Consider the following 20,298-nt stretch of genomic DNA (forward strand, 5'->3'; position numbering starts at 1 on the left):
GGTCATTCGCTAGGTGGCTGTCATTTTGAGTATTGTTGTGCGCTAGGTAATCCGCGTCGTCGTGGTAGGTTTGCGTATCACTGACTCCAGCGTGTTGTATGAATCGACCCTGGCGAATCGAGCGAATAGCTGACGTTATCGATGTAGAGCGAGCCCTTGACCTGAAGAGGGTCAGAGGGAAAGGACACTTGCAACTCGACTTCTACGACACCGGTCAGCATGACGCCCGAATAGATGAAGGACTTCTGCTTGGGTTTCAACCACCAGTTCCCCACGTCGAATTGAACAAGTTTGCCGTCTGCGTTATAGCCTGAGATGAAAAAAAACAGAATCGGGTGGGTATCGATGTTCGGCGGATCCTGATGATATTCGGCCCCGGGCGCGGAGGCATCGACCTTGATCGTAAAAGCACCGGGCGGGGCGGTGAATTTGTTCAACAGTACGACGCCGGTGTCCACACCGGGCAGCACCTTCGCTTGAGCACTGAGATTATGCTGAACGACACTCGCCTTGCCTTGGAATACGTGGACCTCCCAAGGCGCAAACTTGCCAGTGCTGAAGTTGCCGTTTTGAAGAAAGTTTTTACTCATGTCGGTCATCCCGTGCTCGTATCGACGGTTCACCATGATTTCCGTCGCCGAACCATTGGCTACGCAAACACCCGACTGCGCTACTGTCAGATCTGACAGTAGCGACGGACGGTCGATGGATTTTCGTTCAAACGTCTTCAAAAAAACTCAAAACCGCCGATTGCTTGCCAATCTTCGAATACGGCAGGGTGGCATCGTCGGCGTGGGTCAGGAAGCGGTGCTCGCGCAGTTTCAGGTGCGCGGTTTCGAACCGGCGAAACGGAGCTGTTGCACTGCGGTAATGAAAATGCGCGTACCACAACGGAGCGGCAGGCTGCGCGAAGAGATTCCATATCTCGTATTCCTGCATGTAGTCCGGATGGCCTTGGTGCCTGCCCAAGTGTTTGATCGCTTGGGTGCGGCGTATCTCCACGGCATGCTGGCCGATGAGGTCGTAGAGCATGCCGTCGGTAGGCTGCTGGCTGGTCAGTGAGCGTTCGGTACGCAGGGTGCGCCCGGCCACTTTCAGTTCAGCGGCCTGATCGCGCAACGTCTGGATGATCGGGTGCTGCGCAGACTTGGCGGCGATGCGCTCGGCACGGGTGCTGAGTTCGGCGGCCTGACTGTCCAGCATGTGTTGCAGGTCGACGGGGAGCATGCCCGTGTCGGCGTTTCTCAAAACCGTTGAGCGGTAGCTCGGGACGTTATCCAGACGCTGCCGGGCTTCGTCCACCAAGCTTGCCAGGCTCAATGTGGCGGGCGAACGGGCGGCTATGATCTGCGGGTTGAGCAGAATGATGGTGCCGTCACCCCGGTGTTCCCAGATTTCCTCATGGCCACCAGGCCCTGTGCATTTGTAGCGGCGGGTCTGGGTCACGTTATCCCACTGTTCGAAGCCATGGCGCAGTTGATTGTCTGCGGTCATGAATACGCGCTGCAGAGGTTGCTCCGCGACCCTTGGTACCGGCGCCGGCGGCTTGTTGATCCCGGCGCGCGCACGATCGGCCAAACGGTCAATGCCGTCGAGCAAGGGCGCGACCACTTCCTGATGGAAGAATTGCGGGTAACTGGCAGTCCACACGCCCATCTCGCGACGAAAGCGCTCGCTCAGGTCCACACATTCCTGAAGCATCTGGTTGCGTTGGGCGGTGGTGGCAGCGATATTCGGCAGATCGTACTGGCGGTACAGGACGCGATCGATGTCCAGTCGAAGCGGATCGGCAAGCCCGAGAAAATACAGCCACGACGCATCGTCGGGATCGCCGGCCTTCTTGACGATTTCCAGGCGTTGCGAGGTCTTCAGGTAGAGCAGGACGGCATCGCTGTGACGGGTGTTGATGTCCTCGATGTACGCCGAGATCTTCGGTCGGTCTTTGGCCAGCATGCGCTCATACCAGTGATTGACCTGCGCCTTGAACGCCTCCATCTCGTCGAGCTTTTTCACGATCTCGATACGCAGTCCGCGTATTTCTTCCATGATGCTCAAACGTTGCGCCAGGGTACCGAGAGGCAAGGCCTTGCGGGTCTCCTTCAGCTCCTTGATTTTCAGGGTCATCGCATGAACATTGTGCGAGGCGTGAAGAGCGCGGCGCCGATAGCGATCGGTTAAAAGCCATGCGCTCTTGCCTTGCATGCCGACGACTTCCTTGAGTTTTCTGCCGTGGGTCAGCTCGGTCAGTTCGGTCAACGTTTGATAGCGCCGCTCGGCCAGGCGGATATCGTTAACGCAAACGGCTTCGAGTTCCGGCCACAGGGCCGGGCGGTCTTCTATTGCGGTGACGCGGTAGGCGTTGAGCACCCGATCGCTGTTGGTTCCGGCGACCTGCATCTGATCGGCCAGATCATCCGCGGCGGCGGTCAATTGATGCTGGCGGCGGAAGTTGCGATCCGCCAGCCAGCGCGGCAGGCGTTGGCGAATCACCGGCGGCCAGTAGGGATCCAGCGTATCGGCCACGCGCCCGACGACGTTGCCGCCACCGGCCAGACCGCCGTCAAAGGTTGTGCCGTAGACGCCGAACCACGTATCCCAATGCCCGGTTTCATCCAGCACGATCGGTTGCTTGTAGGTTTTTCGCGAGTTGCCGAACAGGCGCCACTGGCGCGAGTCCTTGCTCAGCTCAACCTGGTAAAGGCGGCCCTGACGCTCGATGAAGTCGCCGTCGGCATGCCGGTAGACACCACGGTAGACACCATGACTGGACGGCTCTGTGCCAGCGAGGGAAATCGGTTTTTCATATTCGTAATCCTTGAAGCGTGCCAGCACATGCCGGGCCTGACGCTGCGTCCTGCCATGCAGCGCCGCCACGTTGCCGGTTAGCGTGTGAAGTTGACGAGCGCGGGTCAATGCGCGCGTGGTTCGGGACAGGGTCGAGGCCACCGCTTCGCCCGGGAGCAGGTCCATCAGTGCGTCAACCAGCGACAGCAGCATGGACTCGATTTCCGCCAGACCGTCAGCCACTTCGCCGCGCAAGAATGCTGTGACCGCCTGATTGGCGGCGGTCCAGGCCTGAAACAGAGCCAGCACACTGCCGACAAAGGGCACCATGCCCAGCGCCATTTTTATGTAATTGAAGGCACGCGGGCCTTTCAAGGCGTAACGCTCGAAGAACAGTTCATCGTTGGAGCGCGAAGTGCCGCGATGGGCTTCGACCAGGCGTCCCATGTGCGCATCCAGCAGGTGCGCGGCCAGCGAAGTACTCGCCGGCCAGCGCGCGCCGACTTCGATAATGGCATCGAAGTTTTTCTCTACGGCCTGGCCGATTCGGCTGACATGTGCTCTGACGTTGCCCTGCAAGGCTTTGCCGGCGAAGTAGGCGATCCACTTGTCGCCGCTGCACAACCTGAACAGCCCTGTGCGCGCCGCTTCGAGGTTGTCGTAGCGACGGAAAAACTGTTCGTCATGGCTGTCGGGCAAGTACAGCAAGGTGACGCCGCTGATCTGTTCTTCGATGAAGCTGACGCCGGACAGGGTCACCGGGCCTTCGCCGGGGGTGTCCTTGCCACCGACTTTCAGCGACACCGGCAGCAGGACAATGCGCTTGCCGTCGGCTTGCCACGCTTCTGGGGTGCTGGCGTCGATGGCAATGTTGAGCAGCGCAGCTTCATCGCGGCTGAGGTGTTTTTGCAGCCGCGCATTTTCACTCTGAATCCTGAGCATCAGACGCCATGGCTCGATCAGGCTTTCGCGGCGATGCTGTTTGACGAACGCGGACTCACGGGCCGCGCCGTGGAACGCGTCGCGGATCTTCTGTTCGTAGGCCTTGGGCAGGTCCAGTTCCGGCAGGACTTTGCGCAGATAGGTCAGGTTGATGCCATTGAGCAGGCGCGTGCGATCGTTTTTCAGCGTCGCGCTCACTTTCGGGCGCAGGAATACCAGACGTTGCGACAGCGCGTCATTGAGTACCGATTGCACATTATCGATATTGAGCTGTGCCAGATCCTCCAGGGACATTTTGCTGCTGGTTTTGCTGGGTACAATCACTGTTTCCGAACTGACACCCCCCGGTCCGGACTGGCGGACCTGTTCGGTTTTGGTCGAGTCGGGCAGTTCGATCTGTACGGAAAAATGCCCCTCAAGCGCAAAGTCCTTGCGCAGTCGCGCGTGCAGATGTCGGCGGGTGAAGTCATCCCGGGGTTCCAGCGCGAGGGTCATCAGGGTGTGGCTGTGATGCATCGCCGCGATGTACGCCTTGATGTTCTGTTTGAGCCCGCTACGTTCGACGTTCTTGAGTTTGATCAGCCAGTCCGGCAACTGGCGGGCAAGGGTGGCGCTGCGTTCCTGTTCATGCAAGTGGGCAAAAGACAGGCTTCTGGCCGCGTGAACCGGCACCTGAAGATTGGCCAGACAACCTTGGCGCAGCGTTTCCAATGCATCAGCCTGTTCAGGTTTGGCGCGCAGGTCTTTGGCTTTGGTTTCGAAGCCGGCAATCAGCTCATTGAGGCAGTGGTGCAGCGGATCCGTGGTCAGCAGATTCAGCTGCAAGGTCAGTTCGCTGTCCGGGTGGTGAATCTTGAACAGCTCGCGCTCCAGTGCGCGGCGGTCTGCAAAGCGTTGCAGGCCACCGCCGGTGCCGGGCCAGTAGAGCAACAGGCTGGCGCTCGATGCGTGGTCCGCGAGGGCCGCCTGGCGTGTGATCACCAGCGCGCCTCTCAGCGTTTCACTTTGCGTGGTGGTGACCTCGTCCTTTGTTGCGGTCAGCGACAAGGTCAGGCTGGCAGCGCAAAAATCAGCGTCACGTTCGGCGGCGACGGGTGTTTCCAGCACGGCTTTGAGCAGGTCGTGCTCGGCGCTGTCGAGTTGCCCGAGCGCCGTTTGCAATTGAGCTTCAGCGTGCAAGCCGTCCTCATGCGCCTGCTGGAGGGTTTTCAATGCCGTATTGAACGCGGTCATGTCCGAGGTGCTTTCGTGGTAAAGCACGGATGTGGCCGCAGTCTCGCCGGCCAGTTCGGCAGCCTCCAGCGCTTTGAGCAGGTCGTTGCACTGCCGGTAGCGGGAGCCGTCGCTGTCATTGGCGAGCAAGCGTTCGAACGCCTCGCGCTCGCGCTTGAGCGCTGCCTGCCGTACGGCCAGCGGAATACTGGCCGACAGACTGCCGAACAGGGGGGGTTCGTCCACCTCGATATCGCTGGCGGCCAGCACCGGCTTGGGCGGCGCAGCCACAATGACAGCGCTGCTGCGCTGATGATCGATCAGGTCGACATGGGCCAGCGATTGCGCACCGTGCTGGCTTATCCCGGGTTTGCCTTTGTTGGTGTTGCGCAAGGCATCCAGTTGGGCGTGTTGTCGGTCGGCGAACAGATCGCTCGCCCCTGTGACCATCGGGTCTTGCGCAGCGCTGTAATCAAAGCGCTGGATGTCCTTGGGCAGACCGGTGGGGATCTGCACCTGGCCAGTCAGCCAGGTTTGCAGGTCTGCGCGGTTCTTGAAGGCCTGGATCGCTACCGGCCTGCCCGGCAGATACAGCAACGGTCCCGCCGTGGCCGGATCGCCCGCGCTGATGACCCACGCTCCCGGTAGTTTGACTTTGCTGCCGTTGCTCAGCACCAGTGCCGGTTTTTCCGTGTGGATGGATTGACCGTCGATGGTCAGTGCACCGGCACCTGAATCGATGATCTGTTGCAGAAGTTTGAATTGCGCAGCGGTAATGGCTTTGTGGGCGAGGGCGGTGTGCGCAGTGGCTTCGAAATGCGCACGGTATAGCTGCGTGGCGCGGGTGCTGCGTGATATCGGCGTGTGTGGTGCGCGTGCTTCCCAGAATGATCGCCAGCGCGTGGCGTGGCTCTGTTTGGGGTCGAGCGATTTGAGCTGTTCAAGGAGTTGCAGCGGTTTCAACGCGTACAACGGGTGATTTTTGCTGATGCCGGTAACGTGACAACGCTGATCCAGATCTGATTCCAGCGTCGGGTGCTGAACGACAAAGGCACAGGCATCGGTGAGCCTGACGATGCATTCCGCTTGCCCATCGGTGGCAGTAAAGTGCAGCGTGGTTTTCTCACCGTCCAGTTGCAGGTGTTGTCGCAGTAGCTCATTGACCGTGTCGCGCAAGGCAGGACTGGTGCTAAACAACTCGCGCAACCCTTCGCTGCTGGCGCGCCAGCGCTGGCTGGCCTGCAATAACAGGCTGACATCGGTCACTGCCGGCAAATGCTCGGCTACCGTCGGCAGCGGGGAGGGGGCGGAGGGGTCATCCAGAATAATTCGATCGGGCATGTGGCGGACTCGCAGTGGAGCGGGAAATCCGCTCCGTGAACGCGTCATTCAAGAGAAATCGCGCAAGGCGATGGCGGTACATAGATATTGTTTGCAACGTGCCTGCATGACCGCTCGGCAGTCTTCATCAAACTGTCATCGAACTGTGGCAGCGCGCTTGTACAAACTTCATCAGACTCGCGCTCTACTGGGGTTCTGCGTTTCGGTGTTTTTCATGGCTAAGGGTTTATTTTCTGTCGCGGCTTTGTTGGCCGCGATTTTTTTCGCTCCGTCGTCGTTTGCGGCGGCGCGCTGCGATGTGAATGTGCCGACCGAGCATGTCGATCTGCAGCAGGTGAGCCTTGCTTACCAGAGTATTGGCCGCGCGTCGGACCCGGCGTTGTTGCTGGTCATGGGCCTGGGTGGACAGTTGATCCACTGGCCGGATGAAGTGGTGGTCGCGCTGTGTCAGCAGGGCTTTCGGGTGATTCGCTATGACAACCGCGATGTCGGCCTGTCGACCTGGCGTCGGGCGCCGGCTGAAGCCAATCTGACCTTTGAAGTGCTGCGTTACAAGCTCGGTCTGCCAGTGGCAGCGCCGTACAGCCTGACCGACATGGCTGACGACGCGCTGGGTTTGATGGACGCGTTGCACGTCGAGCAGTTTCACGTTCTGGGCGCGAGCATGGGCGGGATGATCGCCCAGCACATGGCGGCGATGGCGCCGCAAAGGGTCGAAAGCCTGACGTTGATCATGACCAGTTCCGGTGCCGAAGGTTTGCCAGCACCGAGTGCAGCGCTGGTGCAACTTCTATCGCGACGCGGCGCACCGAATCGTCAGGTGGCACTGGAGCAACAGGCGGATTTGCTCGCGGCACTGGGCAGCCCGGCGGTCACCGATGATCGGCAGGTCTTGTTGCATCAGGCGGCGCTGTCGTACGACCGTGCGTTCAACCCCGAGGGCGTGAAACGGCAGATCATGGCGATCCTCGCCGAGCCGAGTCGGGTGGCATTACTCAACCAGTTGCGTGTGCCGACGCTGGTGGTGCATGGCACGGCGGATCCGTTGCTGCCGGTGATGCACGGCGTGCATCTGGCGGCGCATATTCGCGGCAGCCAGTTGAAGCTGATTCCGGGGTTGGCCCATCGTTTTCAGGAGGCATTCAAGGAACCGTTACTGGCGGCGGTGCTGCCGTATTTGCAGGCGCATCGTGAAGACACCTCGCATTGGGCGCAGATCGAGCCGGTGGTGGGCGCGAATCTGCTGTAGCCGAGGTATTTGTGTTGTCTGAGCGGGCCTCTTCGCGAGCAGGCTCGCTCCCACTGGGGAACGCACTCCAAGGGTGGGAGCGAGCCTGCTCGCGAAGGGGCCGCTATGGTCACCAAAAATCTGAAGCAGGTGTATCGTGCAAACTTTCCCGCACGATTTCCCCCCCGCGAGGTGTGTGATGAGTTCCGCTTTGAAAATCGATTTTGTCAGCGACGTCTCCTGCCCGTGGTGCGTCGTCGGTTTGCGTGGTCTGTTACAGGCGCTGGAGATCCTGCGCAACGAAGTGCAGGCCGAGATCCGCTTCCAGCCCTTCGAACTGAACCCGAAAATGGGCGCTGATGGGCAGAACATTGCCGAGCATATTCAAGAGAAGTACGGTTCAACCCCGGAGCAGTCGCAGAAGAATCGCGAAGCGATCCGGGCTCGTGGTGCTGAACTGGGGTTTGCTTTTCGTACTGATGGCAATAGCCGTATTTACAACACCTTTGATGCGCACCGTTTGCTGCATTGGGCGGGGCTTGAGGGTTTGCAGTTGCCGTTGAAGGAGGCGCTGTTCAAGGCGTATTTCAGTGATGGCGGCAATCCGTCGGATCCTCGGCAACTGGTACAGATTGCGGAAAGTGTCGGGCTGGATCGCCAGCGGGCTGAGGCCGTTCTTGCGTCGGACGAGTTTGCCGATGAGGTGCGTGAAGAAGAGCAGTTGTGGTTGCAGCGCGGGGTGAGTTCGGTGCCGACCGTGGTGTTCAACGGGCAATACGCGGTGACGGGCGGGCAGCCGGTGGAAACGTTTGTCGGAGCGATTCGGCAGATTATGGCTGAGTCCAAGGGCGGCACTGTCAACTGATATCGGCAGGAGCCAAAAAAGCCCCTCACCCTAGCCCTCTCCCAGAGGGAGAGGGGACTGATCGAGTTGTATTTGGCTATCCGCCGACCTGATGCAATGAGTCGATTATGGATTCGGTACAGCACTTTCACGTCGACGGAGATTTTCAATATTCAGCGGTCGGCCCCCTCTCCCTCTGGGCGGTCCGACGTTTCGGGAGGGCTGGGGTGAGGGTCAGCTGTGCAACCGTACCCAAACCGTCACCAACACGGTGGCGGCTATCAACCAGGCCACTGCCGCGACGGCCAGCGACGCCTCCAGCCGCAATCGATCAACCATCACATACAACGTCGCCAGATAGACGAAGTACGGAATGATCGACCACATCCCGAACACGATCGTGGTCTTCAAATCCTCGATCGAACGTCCCTTGCCGACGATGTAATGCGCAATCAGCGCAAACGTCGGAAACAACGGCACCAAGCCTGCGATGTAATAGTTTTTGGTCTTCGACAGCGCCGCGATGATCAGCACCACCGCAGCGCCCAACAGGGCTTTGAAAAACAGGTCCACGTCGTTCTCGCTTAATGGCTCAGACCGTATTTTTTCACTTTGTCGAACAGCGTGGTCTTGGCCATACCCAGTTCCAGGCTGGCCTGAGTCAGGTTACCGCCACTGCGTTGCAGGGCATCGCTGAGCAGGTTGCGTTCGAACGCTTCCACTGCTTCGGCGAACGCCAGCCCTTGTCCGCCACTGTTGGCCCCCGACTTCTTGAACGCCGGCAGACCGAGGGCGAAGCGTTCGGCGACGTTGCGCAGTTCGCGCACGTTGCCCGGCCAGTCGTGGCTCATCAGGTTCGACAGGGTCTGGTTATCCAGCTCCGGCAGCGCGCGATCAAAGCGCAGCGCCGACTGCTGGGTGAAGTGTTCGAACAGTTGCAGGATGTCTTCGCGGCGTTCGCGCAGGGGCGGCAATTCCAGCGTTACCACGTTGAGGCGGTAGTACAAGTCGCTGCGGAACTCGCCGGCCTTGCTTGATGCGTCGAGGTCGGATTTGGTCGCCGCGATCACCCGGCAATCGACCGCCACGCTCTGGTTCGAGCCGAGGCGCTCGAGGGTACGTTCCTGCAACACGCGCAGTAGTTTGATCTGCAACGGCAGCGGCATGCTTTCCACTTCGTCGAGGAACAGCGTGCCGCCGTCGGCGTGTTCGATCTTGCCGATCCGGCGTTTGCCGGCGCCGGTAAACGCGTTGGCCTCGTGGCCGAAAATCTCGCTTTCGAAGAGGTTTTCCGGCAGACCGCCGCAGTTCAGCGCGACGAATTGTTTGCCGTGGCGACGACTGAAATCGTGCAGGCAACGCGCGACCAGTTCTTTACCGGTGCCGGTCTCGCCCTCGATCAACACGTTGGCCGAGGTGTCGGCGACGTTGGCGATCAGTTCGCGCAGGTTCTGCATGGCTGGCGAGCGGCCGATGATCCGTCCTTCCAGGGAGTCACGCTCGGCCAATTGCCGACGCAGCGAAGACACTTCCCGAGCCAGACTGCGTTGCTCCAGCGCCCGTCGCGCAACGTCGACCAGACGCTCCGGCGAGAACGGTTTTTCCATGAAGTCGTAGGCGCCTTTCTGCATCGCGCCGACGGCCATGGAAATGTCGCCGTGGCCGGTGATCAACACCACCGGCAGGCTGCGATCGCGCTGCTTGAGGCGGGTCAGCAGTTCCAGGCCATCGATGCCCGGCAGGCGGATATCGCTGATGACGATACCGGCAAAGTTGTCGCCGACACGTTCCAGCGCTTCCTCGGCACTGCCGACGCCGACGCAGGGAATGTCTTCCAGGGTCAGCGCCTGCTGGCAGCCGAGCAGCACATGGGGGTCGTCTTCGACGATCAGCACACTAAGGTCGTGGTTCATATTGGCTCGGCAGGAGTAGGGCTTACCAACGGTAAACTGAGGACGAAGGTGGTGCCACCGCTGGCCGGGTGTTCAACACCCAGGTGTCCGCCGGTGGCGGCCGCGAGGCTGGCGGAAAGGGTCAGGCCCAGGCCCAGGCCTTGTTCGCCGGGCTTGGTGGTGAAGAAAGGCTCGAACAGATGCTTGCGTGCTTCGGCGTCGATGCCGTGGCCGTTGTCGCGCACGCGCAGGCGATACTTGGCGTTGAACTCTTCGCCCTCCAGCCACAGTTCGGGCTGTGGTTGCGCCTGCATGGCGTCGAGGGCGTTGCCGATCAGGTTGACCAGAATCTGTTCGAGGCGGGTCTGGTCGATCTGCACTTGCACGTCGATGAACTGGCGGTGAATGTTCACCGCCGAACTCTCCAGGCGTGCACCGAGCAATTGCAGCGCTGCCTCTACGGCTTTGCCGAGGCTGGCCTGGCCCTGGTTGTCGCCGCGCCGGGCGAACGAACGCAGGCTGGCGGTGATCCGGCCCATGCGGTCGATCAGGTCATTGATGGTCTTGAGGTTGGTGCTGGCCACATCCAGCTGACCGCGCTCGAGAAAGCGTACGGTGTTGCCCGACAGCGTGCGCATCGCTGCCAGCGGCTGGTTCAGTTCGTGGGCAATGCTGGTCGACATCTGGCCGATGGCGGCGAGTTTGCCGGCCTGGACCAATTCATCCTGAGCGCGGCGCAAAGTCTCTTCGGCCTGACGACGTTCGCGGATCTGGCTCTTCAAACGTTCGTTGCTGGCGCGCAGGTCGGTGGTGCGTTCGGTAATCCGACGCTCCAGCTGATTGTTGGCTTCCTGCAAGGCTTCACGGGCCGCTAGGCGGGTGGCGATGACCTTGCGCCGCTCGTTCCAGGCGATCAGCAGAAAGGCCACCAACGCGAAGGCGACCGCGACCAGAATCCCTTGATTGATCGCTTCACGGCGCAGGTCCTGCAACGGCGTGAGCAGGGTGAAATTCCACGGTGTGTCGCTCAATTGCCGGGTTTGCGCGAGATAGCTGATGTTGTCTGCATCGGACTGCACTTCGCTGTTGGCCGGGAAGGTGAGTTTTTCCACGCCTTCCGACAATGTTTCCCGAGCCAGCGGTTGCAGTTCATTGAGCGGGAACCAGTAGTACTGCAGGCTGCGCGCGAGTTTTTCCTTGATTTCGTCGGTGAGCGGAATCACTGACTTGAGGCGTCGCGCCGGGTCACTGGAAAGAATGATGATGCCGTTTTCATCGCTGACGAACGCTTCGAGACGCGCGCGTTGCCAGCGTTCCTCCATGGCTTCCATGCGCACTTTGACCACCGCGACACCGATGATCTTGCCGTGCTCTTCGAGGCCGTGGGCGAGGTAGTAACCCGGTTCGCCGTTGGTGCTGCCGATGCCGTAGAACCGCCCGGGTTCGCCACGGATGGCTCTCTGGAAGTAGGCACGAAAGGACAGATCTTCACCGAGGTAACTGTCGACATCGCGCCAGTTGCTGGTGGCCATGACGCGGCCGGTAGTGTCCATGACGTAGATGGCCCGACTGCGGCTGCGCCGGTTCAGGCCTTCAAGGTAATCGTTGACCTTTTGCCGGTGCTCCGGGCTCGGGTCGGCTAGCAGCTGCGACACACTGGTTTCGAGTTCCAGCAGGCTGGGCAGGTAGGTGTATTTACTGATCTCGCTTTCGACCGCGCGGGCGTGCAGTTCGAGCTGGCGCTGGCCATTTTCGCCGAGGCTGCGAATGCCGAAATGCTCACTGGTCCAGAAGCCGATAAAACCCAACCCGATCATCAGGGCGATGATCAGTGGCGGCAGGAACAAATGACGAATCAGACGGGGCTTCACGGCAAGTGATGGCGGCGCGGCGCGATAGAGATTGGGGTCGCATTTCATCACAGTTGCCTTGGGTCAACCACCACAACAAACTTCACCTATCCCCTGTAGGAGCTGCCGCAGGCTGCGATCTTTTGATCTTTAAAAACAAAGTCAAAAGATCGCAGCCTGCGGCAGCTCCTACAGGGGGAGGCGGTGTTGCTTTTAGTGCTGCAGGATTTTCTCGAGGAAGTGCTGCGCGCGTTCCGAGCGGGCACTGATATCGCCGAAGAATTCCTCTTTCGGGCAGTCCTCGATGATCTTGCCGGCGTCCATGAAGATCACCCGATCAGCCACTTTACGGGCGAAGCCCATTTCGTGGGTCACGCACATCATGGTCATGCCTTCGTGGGCCAGTTGCACCATCACGTCGAGCACTTCGTTGACCATCTCCGGGTCGAGCGCTGAGGTCGGTTCGTCGAACAGCATGACGATCGGGTCCATTGCCAGCGCACGGGCGATCGCCACACGCTGTTGCTGGCCACCGGACAGTTGCCCCGGATGCTTGTGGGCGTGCGCCGACAGGCCTACGCGTTCGAGCAGTTGCAGACCTTTCTTGGTCGCCTCTTCCTTGCTGCGGCCCAATACCTTGATCTGCGCGATGGTCAGGTTCTCGGTGATGGTCAGGTGCGGGAACAGTTCGAAATGCTGGAACACCATGCCCACGCGCGAGCGCAGTTTCGGCAGGTTGGTCTTCGGGTCCGCAATCGACGTGCCGTCGACGACGATGTCGCCTTTCTGGAACGGCTCGAGCGCGTTGACGCATTTGATCAGGGTCGATTTGCCGGAACCCGACGGGCCGCAGACCACGATCACTTCGCCTTTTTTGACCTCGGTGCTGCAATCAGTCAGCACCTGGAAGTCGCCATACCACTTGTTGATGTTTTTGATAGAGATCATACGGCGAACCTTTTTTGCAGACGCTTGACCAGCAGCGAGGCGGCAAAGCTGATGATGAAGTAGACGACACCGGCGAAGATCAGGAACTCGTTGGAACGACCGATGATGTCGCCACTGGCGCGGGACGCGTTAAGGAAGTCAACCAGACCCACGGTGTAAACCAGCGAAGTGTCCTGGAACAGAATGATGCTCTGTTGCAGTAACAGCGGGGTCATTTTGCGGAAGGCCTGCGGCAGGATGATCAGACGCATCATCTGGCCGTAGCTCATGCCCAGCGCTTGCGCTGCGCCCATCTGGCCTTTGGGGATCGATTGCACGCCTGCCCGGACGATTTCGCAAAAATACGCCGCTTCGAACATCATGAACGCCACGATGCACGAGGTGAATGCGCCGATCGGTGTATCTTCGCCAGTGATCCAGCGCAGCACGAACGGCACCGCCAGATAGAACCAGGTGATCACCAGCAGCAGCGGGATCGAGCGGAAATAGTTGACGTACGCGCCGGCAACATTCGACAGCAGCTTGTTGTGCGACAGACGGCAGAGCGCGAGGATCGTGCCGAGAATGATCCCGCCGACCACACCCATGGCCATCAGCTTGAGGGTCATCACCATGCCGTTCCACAAACCGGGAATGGCCGGGACGATGCCACTGAAATCGAATTCCATTATTTACCCCCCACGGAAATCAGGCCGGGCACTGAGACTTTCTTCTCGACCATGCGCATCAGTAGCATCAGGCTCATGTTCAGGGTGAAGTAGATCAGGGTCGCCAGGGTGAACGCTTCAAACAGGTTGGCCGAGAACTCGGCAGTCTGTTTGGTTTGCGCGAGCAGCTCCATCAGGCCGATCAGCGAGGCCACGGAGGAGTTCTTGAAGACGTTGAGGAATTCCGAGGTAAGCGGCGGAATGATGATCCGGTAAGCCTGGGGCAGCAGCACATTCCAGTAGATCTGTGGCAGCTTGAAGCCCATGGCGCGGGCGGCGGATTCCTGGCCACGCGGCAGCGCCTGGATACCGGTGCGCACTTGTTCGCAGACACGGGCGGCGGTGAACAGACCCAGGCAAACGACTACGCTGAGGTAAGCCGAAGTGGTCGGGTTGAGGTCTTGCTTGTACCACTCCTGCAGATCCGGCGGCAGCAGGTCGGGCACCAGAAAGTACCAGATGAACAGCTGAACCAGCAGCGGCACGTTACGGAACAGCTCGACGTAGCACGTCGCGATACCCGACACGATACGGTTCGGCACGGTGCGCATGACGCCCAGTATCGAGCCCAGCAGCAGGGCGATGATCCAGGCCACGATGGCGATGGCGATGGTCCAGCCCAGACCGGAGATGAACCAGTCGAGATAGGTCTCGCTGCCCACGCCGGTGGACTTGAAGAACACGCCCCAGTCCCAGTTGTAATTCATTAGGGTCTCCCCTCGATTCGATCGATGTACAAGTGCCCGCTTGGGGAAACTCCGTTCCCTCCCTGACCTTGACGGTCAGGCACACGCGATCGGCTCGACAGCCACCGGTTCGAGTGTTTCCAGAAAATGCCAGCAGGGAGTGACCATCCCCTGAAAAAGCAGAAGCCTCCTCAGGGGATAAGGTTAGTCAGAAATCAGGATTTCTTGTCGTCAGCCGCTTTGTCGGTCGGATTGGCGATCAGGGCCTTGAGCTCGTCGCTCATCGGGAAGTTCAGATTCAGGCCTTTTGGCGGAATCGGCTGCATGAACCACTTCTCGTAGATCTTGTTGATCGCGCCCGAAGCGTAAGTGGCCTTGATGGCGTCATCCACAGCCTTTTTGAACGGCTCGTCGCCTTTGCGCATCATGCAGCCGTAGATTTCGTACGACTGTGGAGTGCCGGTCACGGCCCAGTCGGTGGCTTTCTTGGCCTTGGCGGCTTCACCGGCCAGCAGCGCGTCGTCCATCATGAACGCAACGGCACGACCCGATTCCAGCATCTGGAAGGATTCACCGTGGTCTTTGGCGGAGATAACGTTCATGCCCATCTGTTTGTCGGCGTTCATCGCTTTCAGGATGCGCTCGGATGTGGTGCCCGCGGTGGTCACGACGTTCTTGCCTTTGAGGTCGTCGAAATCCTTGTACTTGGAGTCAGCCTTGGACAGCAGACGAGTACCGATTTCGAAGATGCCGACGGAGAAATCAACTTGCTGCTGACGCTCGACGTTGTTGGTGGTGGAGCCACACTCGACGTCCACGGTGCCGTTCTGCACCAGCGGGATACGGGTCTGCGAGGTCACCAGATTGTATTTGACTTGCAGGTTTGGCAGGTCGAGGTCTTTCTTGATCGCTTCGACGATGGCCAGCTGGATATCGTGGGAGTAGCCAACCGGCTTGCCGGAAGCGTCAGCGATGTAGGAAAACGGGATGGAGGCGTCGCGGTGGCCCAGTGTGATCACACCGGACTCTTTGATCTTCTTCAGGGTGCCGGTGAGTTCGGCGGCGAAAACTGGCGTGCTGATCAGAGCGGCCGCAATGGCTGCGCCCAGGATATGGGGAACGATGCGCATCAAATTTTCCTCGAATTGTTTTTTTTATGGAGCCAGTTCGTCGGCCCTTTTGTGCTTCGAATGCCTGACGGCTCCTGAAGTGTTGGCGCAACAGGCATTCGTCGAGAGAGTGTAGAGCATGACTCGTGCCAGACCAGTCGCCGATAGCTAAGCTGATGATTTATAACGTTATTAAAGTTTTGTGGCGGTATTTTTTACCTTGGCTGATCCGGTTAGCCGAATCGACCGTGAAGTCGCGTTCGGAAAACCGAACGCAGTGCCTCAGCGCCACACTGGCAGACAATCCAGCACGAACAGCACATGGGAGGTCGCGCAAATTACCCCGAAAAACAGCACCAGCGCGATCATCGGCGTGCCGCCCCACACGCGATAACGCGGGCTGCCAAAGCGTTTTCGCGAAGCCCGCGCCAGCAGCGCCGGGGTGATCACCGCCCACAACGTTGCCGCCAACCCGGCGAAGCCGATGGCATGCAGAAAACCTTCCGGCCAGAGAAAACCACCGAGCATCGGCGGCCCGAACGTCACGGCTGCGGTCTGCAGGCGACCGAGGGGGCTGTCGTCGAACTTCAGCACATCGGCCAGGTAATCGAACAGACCCAGGGTTACCCCGAGAAACGAACAGGCTACGGCGAAGTTGGAAAAAAACGTCAGCAGCAAATCGACATTGGCGCTGTTGAGCCGTGCACCCAGGGCGCTGATCAGCACATCGATGTTGCCGCCGCGCTGGGCGATGTCCTTGAACGTGTCGCGGGGAATGTTGCCCATGCTGCAGAGCATCCACACCAGATACAGCGCGAGTGCGATCAAGGTGCCGCCAACCAGACAGGCGCGAATCCGCTGTGGATCCTTGCCGTAGTGCTTCATCAGGCTCGGCACATTGCCGTGAAAACCGAATGAAGTCAGGCAAAAGGGCAGGGTCACCAGCAAATAGGGCCAGTAGTGGCTGTCGCCGCTGTTCAGATCAAGCAGCGTGGTGCTTTGCACATGGCCCAGCAAACCGCCGAAGGTCAGAAAGAACGCGAGGATTTTTGCCCCGAACACCAGCGTGGTTATGCGACTGACCGCTGTGGTGCTGAGCCAGACAATGAACGCCACCAGCAGCGTGAACCCCAAACCGCCGGCGCGCGATGACAACTCAAGCCCGAAGGTTTGCGCGGTGTGGTGAATCACTGAGCCGCTGGCGGAAATGTAGGCGTACGTCAGGGTGTACAGGACAAAGACAATGCTCAAGCCGTTCAAACGGCTCCAGCTACTGCCGAGCAGATCGCGGGTGATCGTGGAGAAACTCGCCCCTTCACGGTAGTTGAGATTGGCTTCAAGAATCATCAGGCCCGAGTGCAACGTGCAGAACCAGGCAAACAGCAGCACGGCAACCGAGCCGTAGAACCACAGCCCGGACATGATCACCGGCAGCGAAAACATGCCGGCACCGACGATGGTGCCGCCGATGATCATGGCACCGCCGAGGATCGACGGCGAACGTTCGACAGCGGGAACGGAAGATATTGAGGTGACGCGCATGGCAAGGCCCGCAATTTGAATTGTTATAGGTGCATCGACGCAGAGCCCCTGTAGGGGCGAGCCTGCTCGCGAATGCGGTCTGGCAGACGAAGTTGATGTCGACTGACACGACGCCTTCGCGAGCAGGGATCGTGGGTTAACCGATGTCGAGCAGGTGCGTCAGATGCTGCACATTCGCCAACAAAAAGCCGTCCTGCCCCGGCAACGCATCAAACGACAGGCCCACCGGCAACTCACCCGCCGCAGCCACCGGAACGCTGATACTCGGCGCCGCCAGGTTGCTCGCCGGGTCGGTGTTGCGCACGAAGGTTTCGAAGTTGCTCTCATCCGCGCAAGCGCTGAGCAGTGGCGCGCTGCAAGTGACGGTCGGGTAAGCCAGCAGATCCAGTTGATGGCGGCTGAAGAGGGCGCGGTATTCCTTTTCCAGACGCAGTTTGCTCATCAATGCCTGCACGTAGTCGGTGTAGGAAATCGCCGGGCTTCCCAATTGGGCAGTGAGGATTTTCTTGATCGCCGGGTCGCGAATCTGCGCGAGGATGTCGAGGAACTGTTCGCCGCGGCCTGCTTTCATCAGGAAGCGTGGAAAGTCGATGAAGAACTCATAGATCGGCAGGGGAAACTGGATGCTCTCGTTGATCTCGCCAATCACGGAATCGTCGACCGGCACGATGATCACGCCACGCGCGGCCAGGTTATCGATGGCCGCGCGGCAAGCGCGTTGCACATTGTCAGCGAGGTCGGTCCAGAGAAAACACTCGGGAATGCCAATGCGCAACGGCCGGGTTTCTGCCTGTTGCAGGCTGCCGGTCAGTTGTGCGTGAACGAACTGGCAGTCTTCCACGGTGCGGGTCAGCAGGCCCGGGGTGTCTTTGGTTTGTGACACCGGGACGATGCCATCGGCGGGGTACACGCCCGTAGTCGGACGAAACCCGACGATGCCGCAGAACGCCGCCGGTATCCGCACCGAGCCACCGGTGTCGGTGCCGACCGCGCACGGGACCAGCCCGGCGGCGACTGCCGCCGCGCAACCGCCGCTGCTGCCACCGGCACTGTGGCGTTCGTTGGCGGGATTGATCACAGCACCATGGGAATGGTTGGCCGAGGTCACGCCGAACGACAATTCGTGCATGTTGTTCTTGCCGACGATCTGCGCACCCAATTGCCGAAAGCGCTCGACGATGCCGGCATCGGCCTGCGGCACATAGTCGGCCAGCCCGGGCGTGCCGGCGGTGGTCGGCAGGCCGCTGACATTGATGTTGTCCTTGAACGACACCGGCAGGCCATACAGTGCGCTGTCGCGCGCGGCAGCATTTGCCTTGAATGCTGACGGGTCGAAGGTGATGAAACTGTTCAGGTGTTGCATCTGCACGTGGCGCTCGCGCAGGGCGTGCTGCCAGGTGTCCGGGCAGTGTTGACCACTGCGAAAGCCGTTGACGAGCTGTTCAATTGAAAGCTGGCTGTACATGGATGATTCTCGGCGTGGAAAGGGACTGGGTCAGCAGTAGCGGTACTGCGAGTGCAAGTCGTCGAGCGGGTTGCCGGCAATCAGGTCGCCGCCCAGGCTGCTGATCACCGCGCACGCGCCATTCAGCGCGGTCTGGATGGCGCCTTCGGCCCAGCCGCCAGTGAACGAGGCGCCGCAACCGGCCAGGTACAAACCGGTGTCCTGTTTCGGGTCGAGTGCGGTGCGGAACTGATAGAACAGGCGCTCGGAGTAAATATCGTCACCGGGGAAATTCAGCTTGAAAGCGCCCAGCGCGTGTTTGTCGGTCAGCCAGTCGTACTCCAGAACGTAGCGCTGGTAGTCACCGTCCAGCGGGAGCAGATGGCTGGCAAATTCCGGTGCACTCATCGCCAATTCATCGACCAGACGCAGGCAGCGCTGCACTTTGTCGGTCATCGAAACCATCTTGTGCGAGTCGTCTTCCCAGGTGTAGCTGATCAGCACCACGCCCCAGGAATCCGGATCGTGCGGCGCGTAGTCGAGGCAATACACGCCCTTGACCAGGGTGTCGGTCTGGATGTTGTGCGCCAGGCCATGTTTGAGCCAGAACTTGTCCTTGGTCAGGATGAACAACTTGGATGAACCGACCATGTGCGTTTCGTTGATCGCCCGCGCGACGTCGCGATTGACGAAGGCCTGGTTCTGCGTGAGCTTGAGGTTCACTTGCAGGGCGCGGGTCGTGGTGGTGGTGATCACCCGGTCGCAGGCGTAGGTTTCGCCATTGCTGCCGGCCAGCAGAATCTCGCCGTGTGCTCCCTTGTTGATCGACTCGATGCGCGTGCGGCAAATCATGTCGCGCACCTGAATTCCGTTGAATTCGGTGTCGGCAATCCGCTCGGCCAGCGAGGAAATACCGTTGGGCACCAGACGCTGATTGACCTCCAGCGCATTCACGACCAGCCGCAGGATTTCGGTGAACGAGGCGCGGTACACCGACTGGAAACCGCCGGAGCCAATGCCCAGCGAGCCGAACAGATGGAAGTCTTCAGGCTTGCGCCACGGCTTGCCGCCCGGCGGTTTTTTGCTGGTGAAGATGCGCACCATCGCCGAGTAAAACGAGCTGTCGCCGAAACAGTCCAGATAGCGTTGCCACTCGGGCTGCACTTCGCAGTAATTGTGCTGCTTGAGCAATTCGGTGATCAGCAGTGGCGGTGCCAGGCACGTGCCGTCATCGAGGATGACGCCTTCGCTGAGAAACGCGATCCAGCCTTGGTGCACAGTGCTGAACAGCGCCGGCGGCGGCTGCATGGCCGCCCAGTGATGAGCTTCGCCGCGGTAGTGAATTTCAGTGTCGACAACGCCCGGGTCAGGAAACGCTTCGGTGGTCTGGATGCCGAAACGATTAAGGTAATGAAACAGACCGACTTCACTCGGCGGAAAGCGCATGGCGCCCATTTCCGCGATGAATTGCGGCTTTTCCTCATCAAAACACTGCGTCAGCAGACGCCCGCCGACATGCTCAGGTTCCGCTTCAAACAACGTCACGCGACGCGCACCGGCGCGCAGCAATTCGTAAGCGGCGACCAGCCCGCTGAGGCCGGCGCCGACGATGCCGATGTGTTTTTCGGCAGTTTCCGCTGGCAGATAACCAATCGCCTCATCGGCACTGCGCAGGAACTGGCCATAGTCATACAGCAGATCGACGTAGGGAAAAGACAGGCACGCGGACGCCTGACTGCAATCATGGGGAATAGGCTTCACAGGGGACT

General features: G+C 59.9%; 14 protein-coding genes. 2 read left to right on the top strand and 12 right to left on the bottom strand.

The genetic code is table 11. The annotated features are described in order from the left end of the window. Window positions 1-77: 77 nt before the first annotated feature. Both ACI514_RS01435 and ACI514_RS01440 read right to left on the bottom strand, forming a co-directional pair. Complete coding sequence (locus ACI514_RS01435; protein ID WP_160059267.1) at window positions 78-731, bottom strand: hypothetical protein; 654 nt, start codon at window positions 729-731, stop codon at window positions 78-80. Next, complete coding sequence (locus tag ACI514_RS01440) at window positions 718-6,279, bottom strand: dermonecrotic toxin domain-containing protein (RefSeq protein WP_405122958.1); 5,562 nt, start codon at window positions 6,277-6,279, stop codon at window positions 718-720. Before ACI514_RS01440 ends, ACI514_RS01435 begins: the two co-directional genes overlap by 14 nt. A 214-nt stretch (window positions 6,280-6,493) precedes the next feature. Between ACI514_RS01440 and ACI514_RS01445 the strand changes: the two genes are divergently transcribed. Both ACI514_RS01445 and ACI514_RS01450 read left to right on the top strand, forming a co-directional pair. Continuing rightward, on the top strand, window positions 6,494-7,528 hold the full coding sequence (locus ACI514_RS01445) for an alpha/beta fold hydrolase (protein ID WP_160059265.1): 1,035 nt from the start codon (window positions 6,494-6,496) through the stop codon (window positions 7,526-7,528). 178 nt (window positions 7,529-7,706) lie between these two features. Beyond that, the gene (locus ACI514_RS01450; protein WP_160059264.1) at window positions 7,707-8,372 is read left to right on the top strand and encodes a DsbA family oxidoreductase; all 666 of its coding nucleotides are present in this window, start codon (window positions 7,707-7,709) and stop codon (window positions 8,370-8,372) included. 213 nt (window positions 8,373-8,585) lie between these two features. Here ACI514_RS01450 and ACI514_RS01455 read toward each other — a convergent pair whose 3' ends face one another. From ACI514_RS01455 to ACI514_RS01500, 10 genes are all read right to left on the bottom strand, one after another. Further along, the gene (locus ACI514_RS01455; RefSeq protein ID WP_405122959.1) at window positions 8,586-8,924 is read right to left on the bottom strand and encodes a GlpM family protein; all 339 of its coding nucleotides are present in this window, start codon (window positions 8,922-8,924) and stop codon (window positions 8,586-8,588) included. Window positions 8,925-8,935: 11 nt separating this feature from the next. After that, a complete protein-coding gene (locus tag ACI514_RS01460) occupies window positions 8,936-10,264 on the bottom strand; it encodes a sigma-54 dependent transcriptional regulator (RefSeq protein WP_160059262.1) in 1,329 nt (442 codons plus the stop codon). Further along, window positions 10,261-12,162, bottom strand: coding sequence for an ATP-binding protein (locus ACI514_RS01465; protein WP_405122960.1), 1,902 nt, complete (start codon window positions 12,160-12,162; stop codon window positions 10,261-10,263). Before ACI514_RS01465 ends, ACI514_RS01460 begins: the two co-directional genes overlap by 4 nt. Before the next feature lie 144 nt (window positions 12,163-12,306). Continuing rightward, window positions 12,307-13,041, bottom strand: coding sequence for an amino acid ABC transporter ATP-binding protein (locus ACI514_RS01470; RefSeq protein ID WP_007916729.1), 735 nt, complete (start codon window positions 13,039-13,041; stop codon window positions 12,307-12,309). Further along, window positions 13,038-13,709: an amino acid ABC transporter permease gene (locus ACI514_RS01475; protein ID WP_095190467.1), complete on the bottom strand. Its 672-nt coding sequence runs from the start codon at window positions 13,707-13,709 to the stop codon at window positions 13,038-13,040. Before ACI514_RS01475 ends, ACI514_RS01470 begins: the two co-directional genes overlap by 4 nt. Beyond that, a complete protein-coding gene (locus tag ACI514_RS01480) occupies window positions 13,709-14,455 on the bottom strand; it encodes an amino acid ABC transporter permease (protein WP_160059260.1) in 747 nt (248 codons plus the stop codon). The genes ACI514_RS01475 and ACI514_RS01480 overlap by 1 nt, the downstream gene beginning before the upstream one ends. 194 nt (window positions 14,456-14,649) lie before the next feature. After that, window positions 14,650-15,564, bottom strand: a complete 915-nt coding sequence (locus ACI514_RS01485; protein ID WP_095112346.1) for a glutamate/aspartate ABC transporter substrate-binding protein — start codon at window positions 15,562-15,564, stop codon at window positions 14,650-14,652. A gap of 261 nt (window positions 15,565-15,825) precedes the next feature. Beyond that, the gene (mtr, locus tag ACI514_RS01490) at window positions 15,826-17,085 is read right to left on the bottom strand and encodes a tryptophan permease (RefSeq protein WP_160059259.1); all 1,260 of its coding nucleotides are present in this window, start codon (window positions 17,083-17,085) and stop codon (window positions 15,826-15,828) included. Between the two features lie 136 nt (window positions 17,086-17,221). After that, window positions 17,222-18,550 carry an amidase family protein gene (locus ACI514_RS01495; protein ID WP_405122961.1) on the bottom strand — a complete coding sequence of 443 codons (1,329 nt, stop codon included), beginning with the start codon at window positions 18,548-18,550 and terminating at the stop codon, window positions 17,222-17,224. A gap of 30 nt (window positions 18,551-18,580) precedes the next feature. Further along, window positions 18,581-20,290 carry an FAD-dependent oxidoreductase gene (locus ACI514_RS01500; protein WP_405122962.1) on the bottom strand — a complete coding sequence of 570 codons (1,710 nt, stop codon included), beginning with the start codon at window positions 20,288-20,290 and terminating at the stop codon, window positions 18,581-18,583. Between the last annotated feature and the right edge of the window lie 8 nt (window positions 20,291-20,298).

It is taken from the genome of Pseudomonas sp. M20 (assembly GCF_045037865.1).
Classification (GTDB): domain Bacteria; phylum Pseudomonadota; class Gammaproteobacteria; order Pseudomonadales; family Pseudomonadaceae; genus Aquipseudomonas.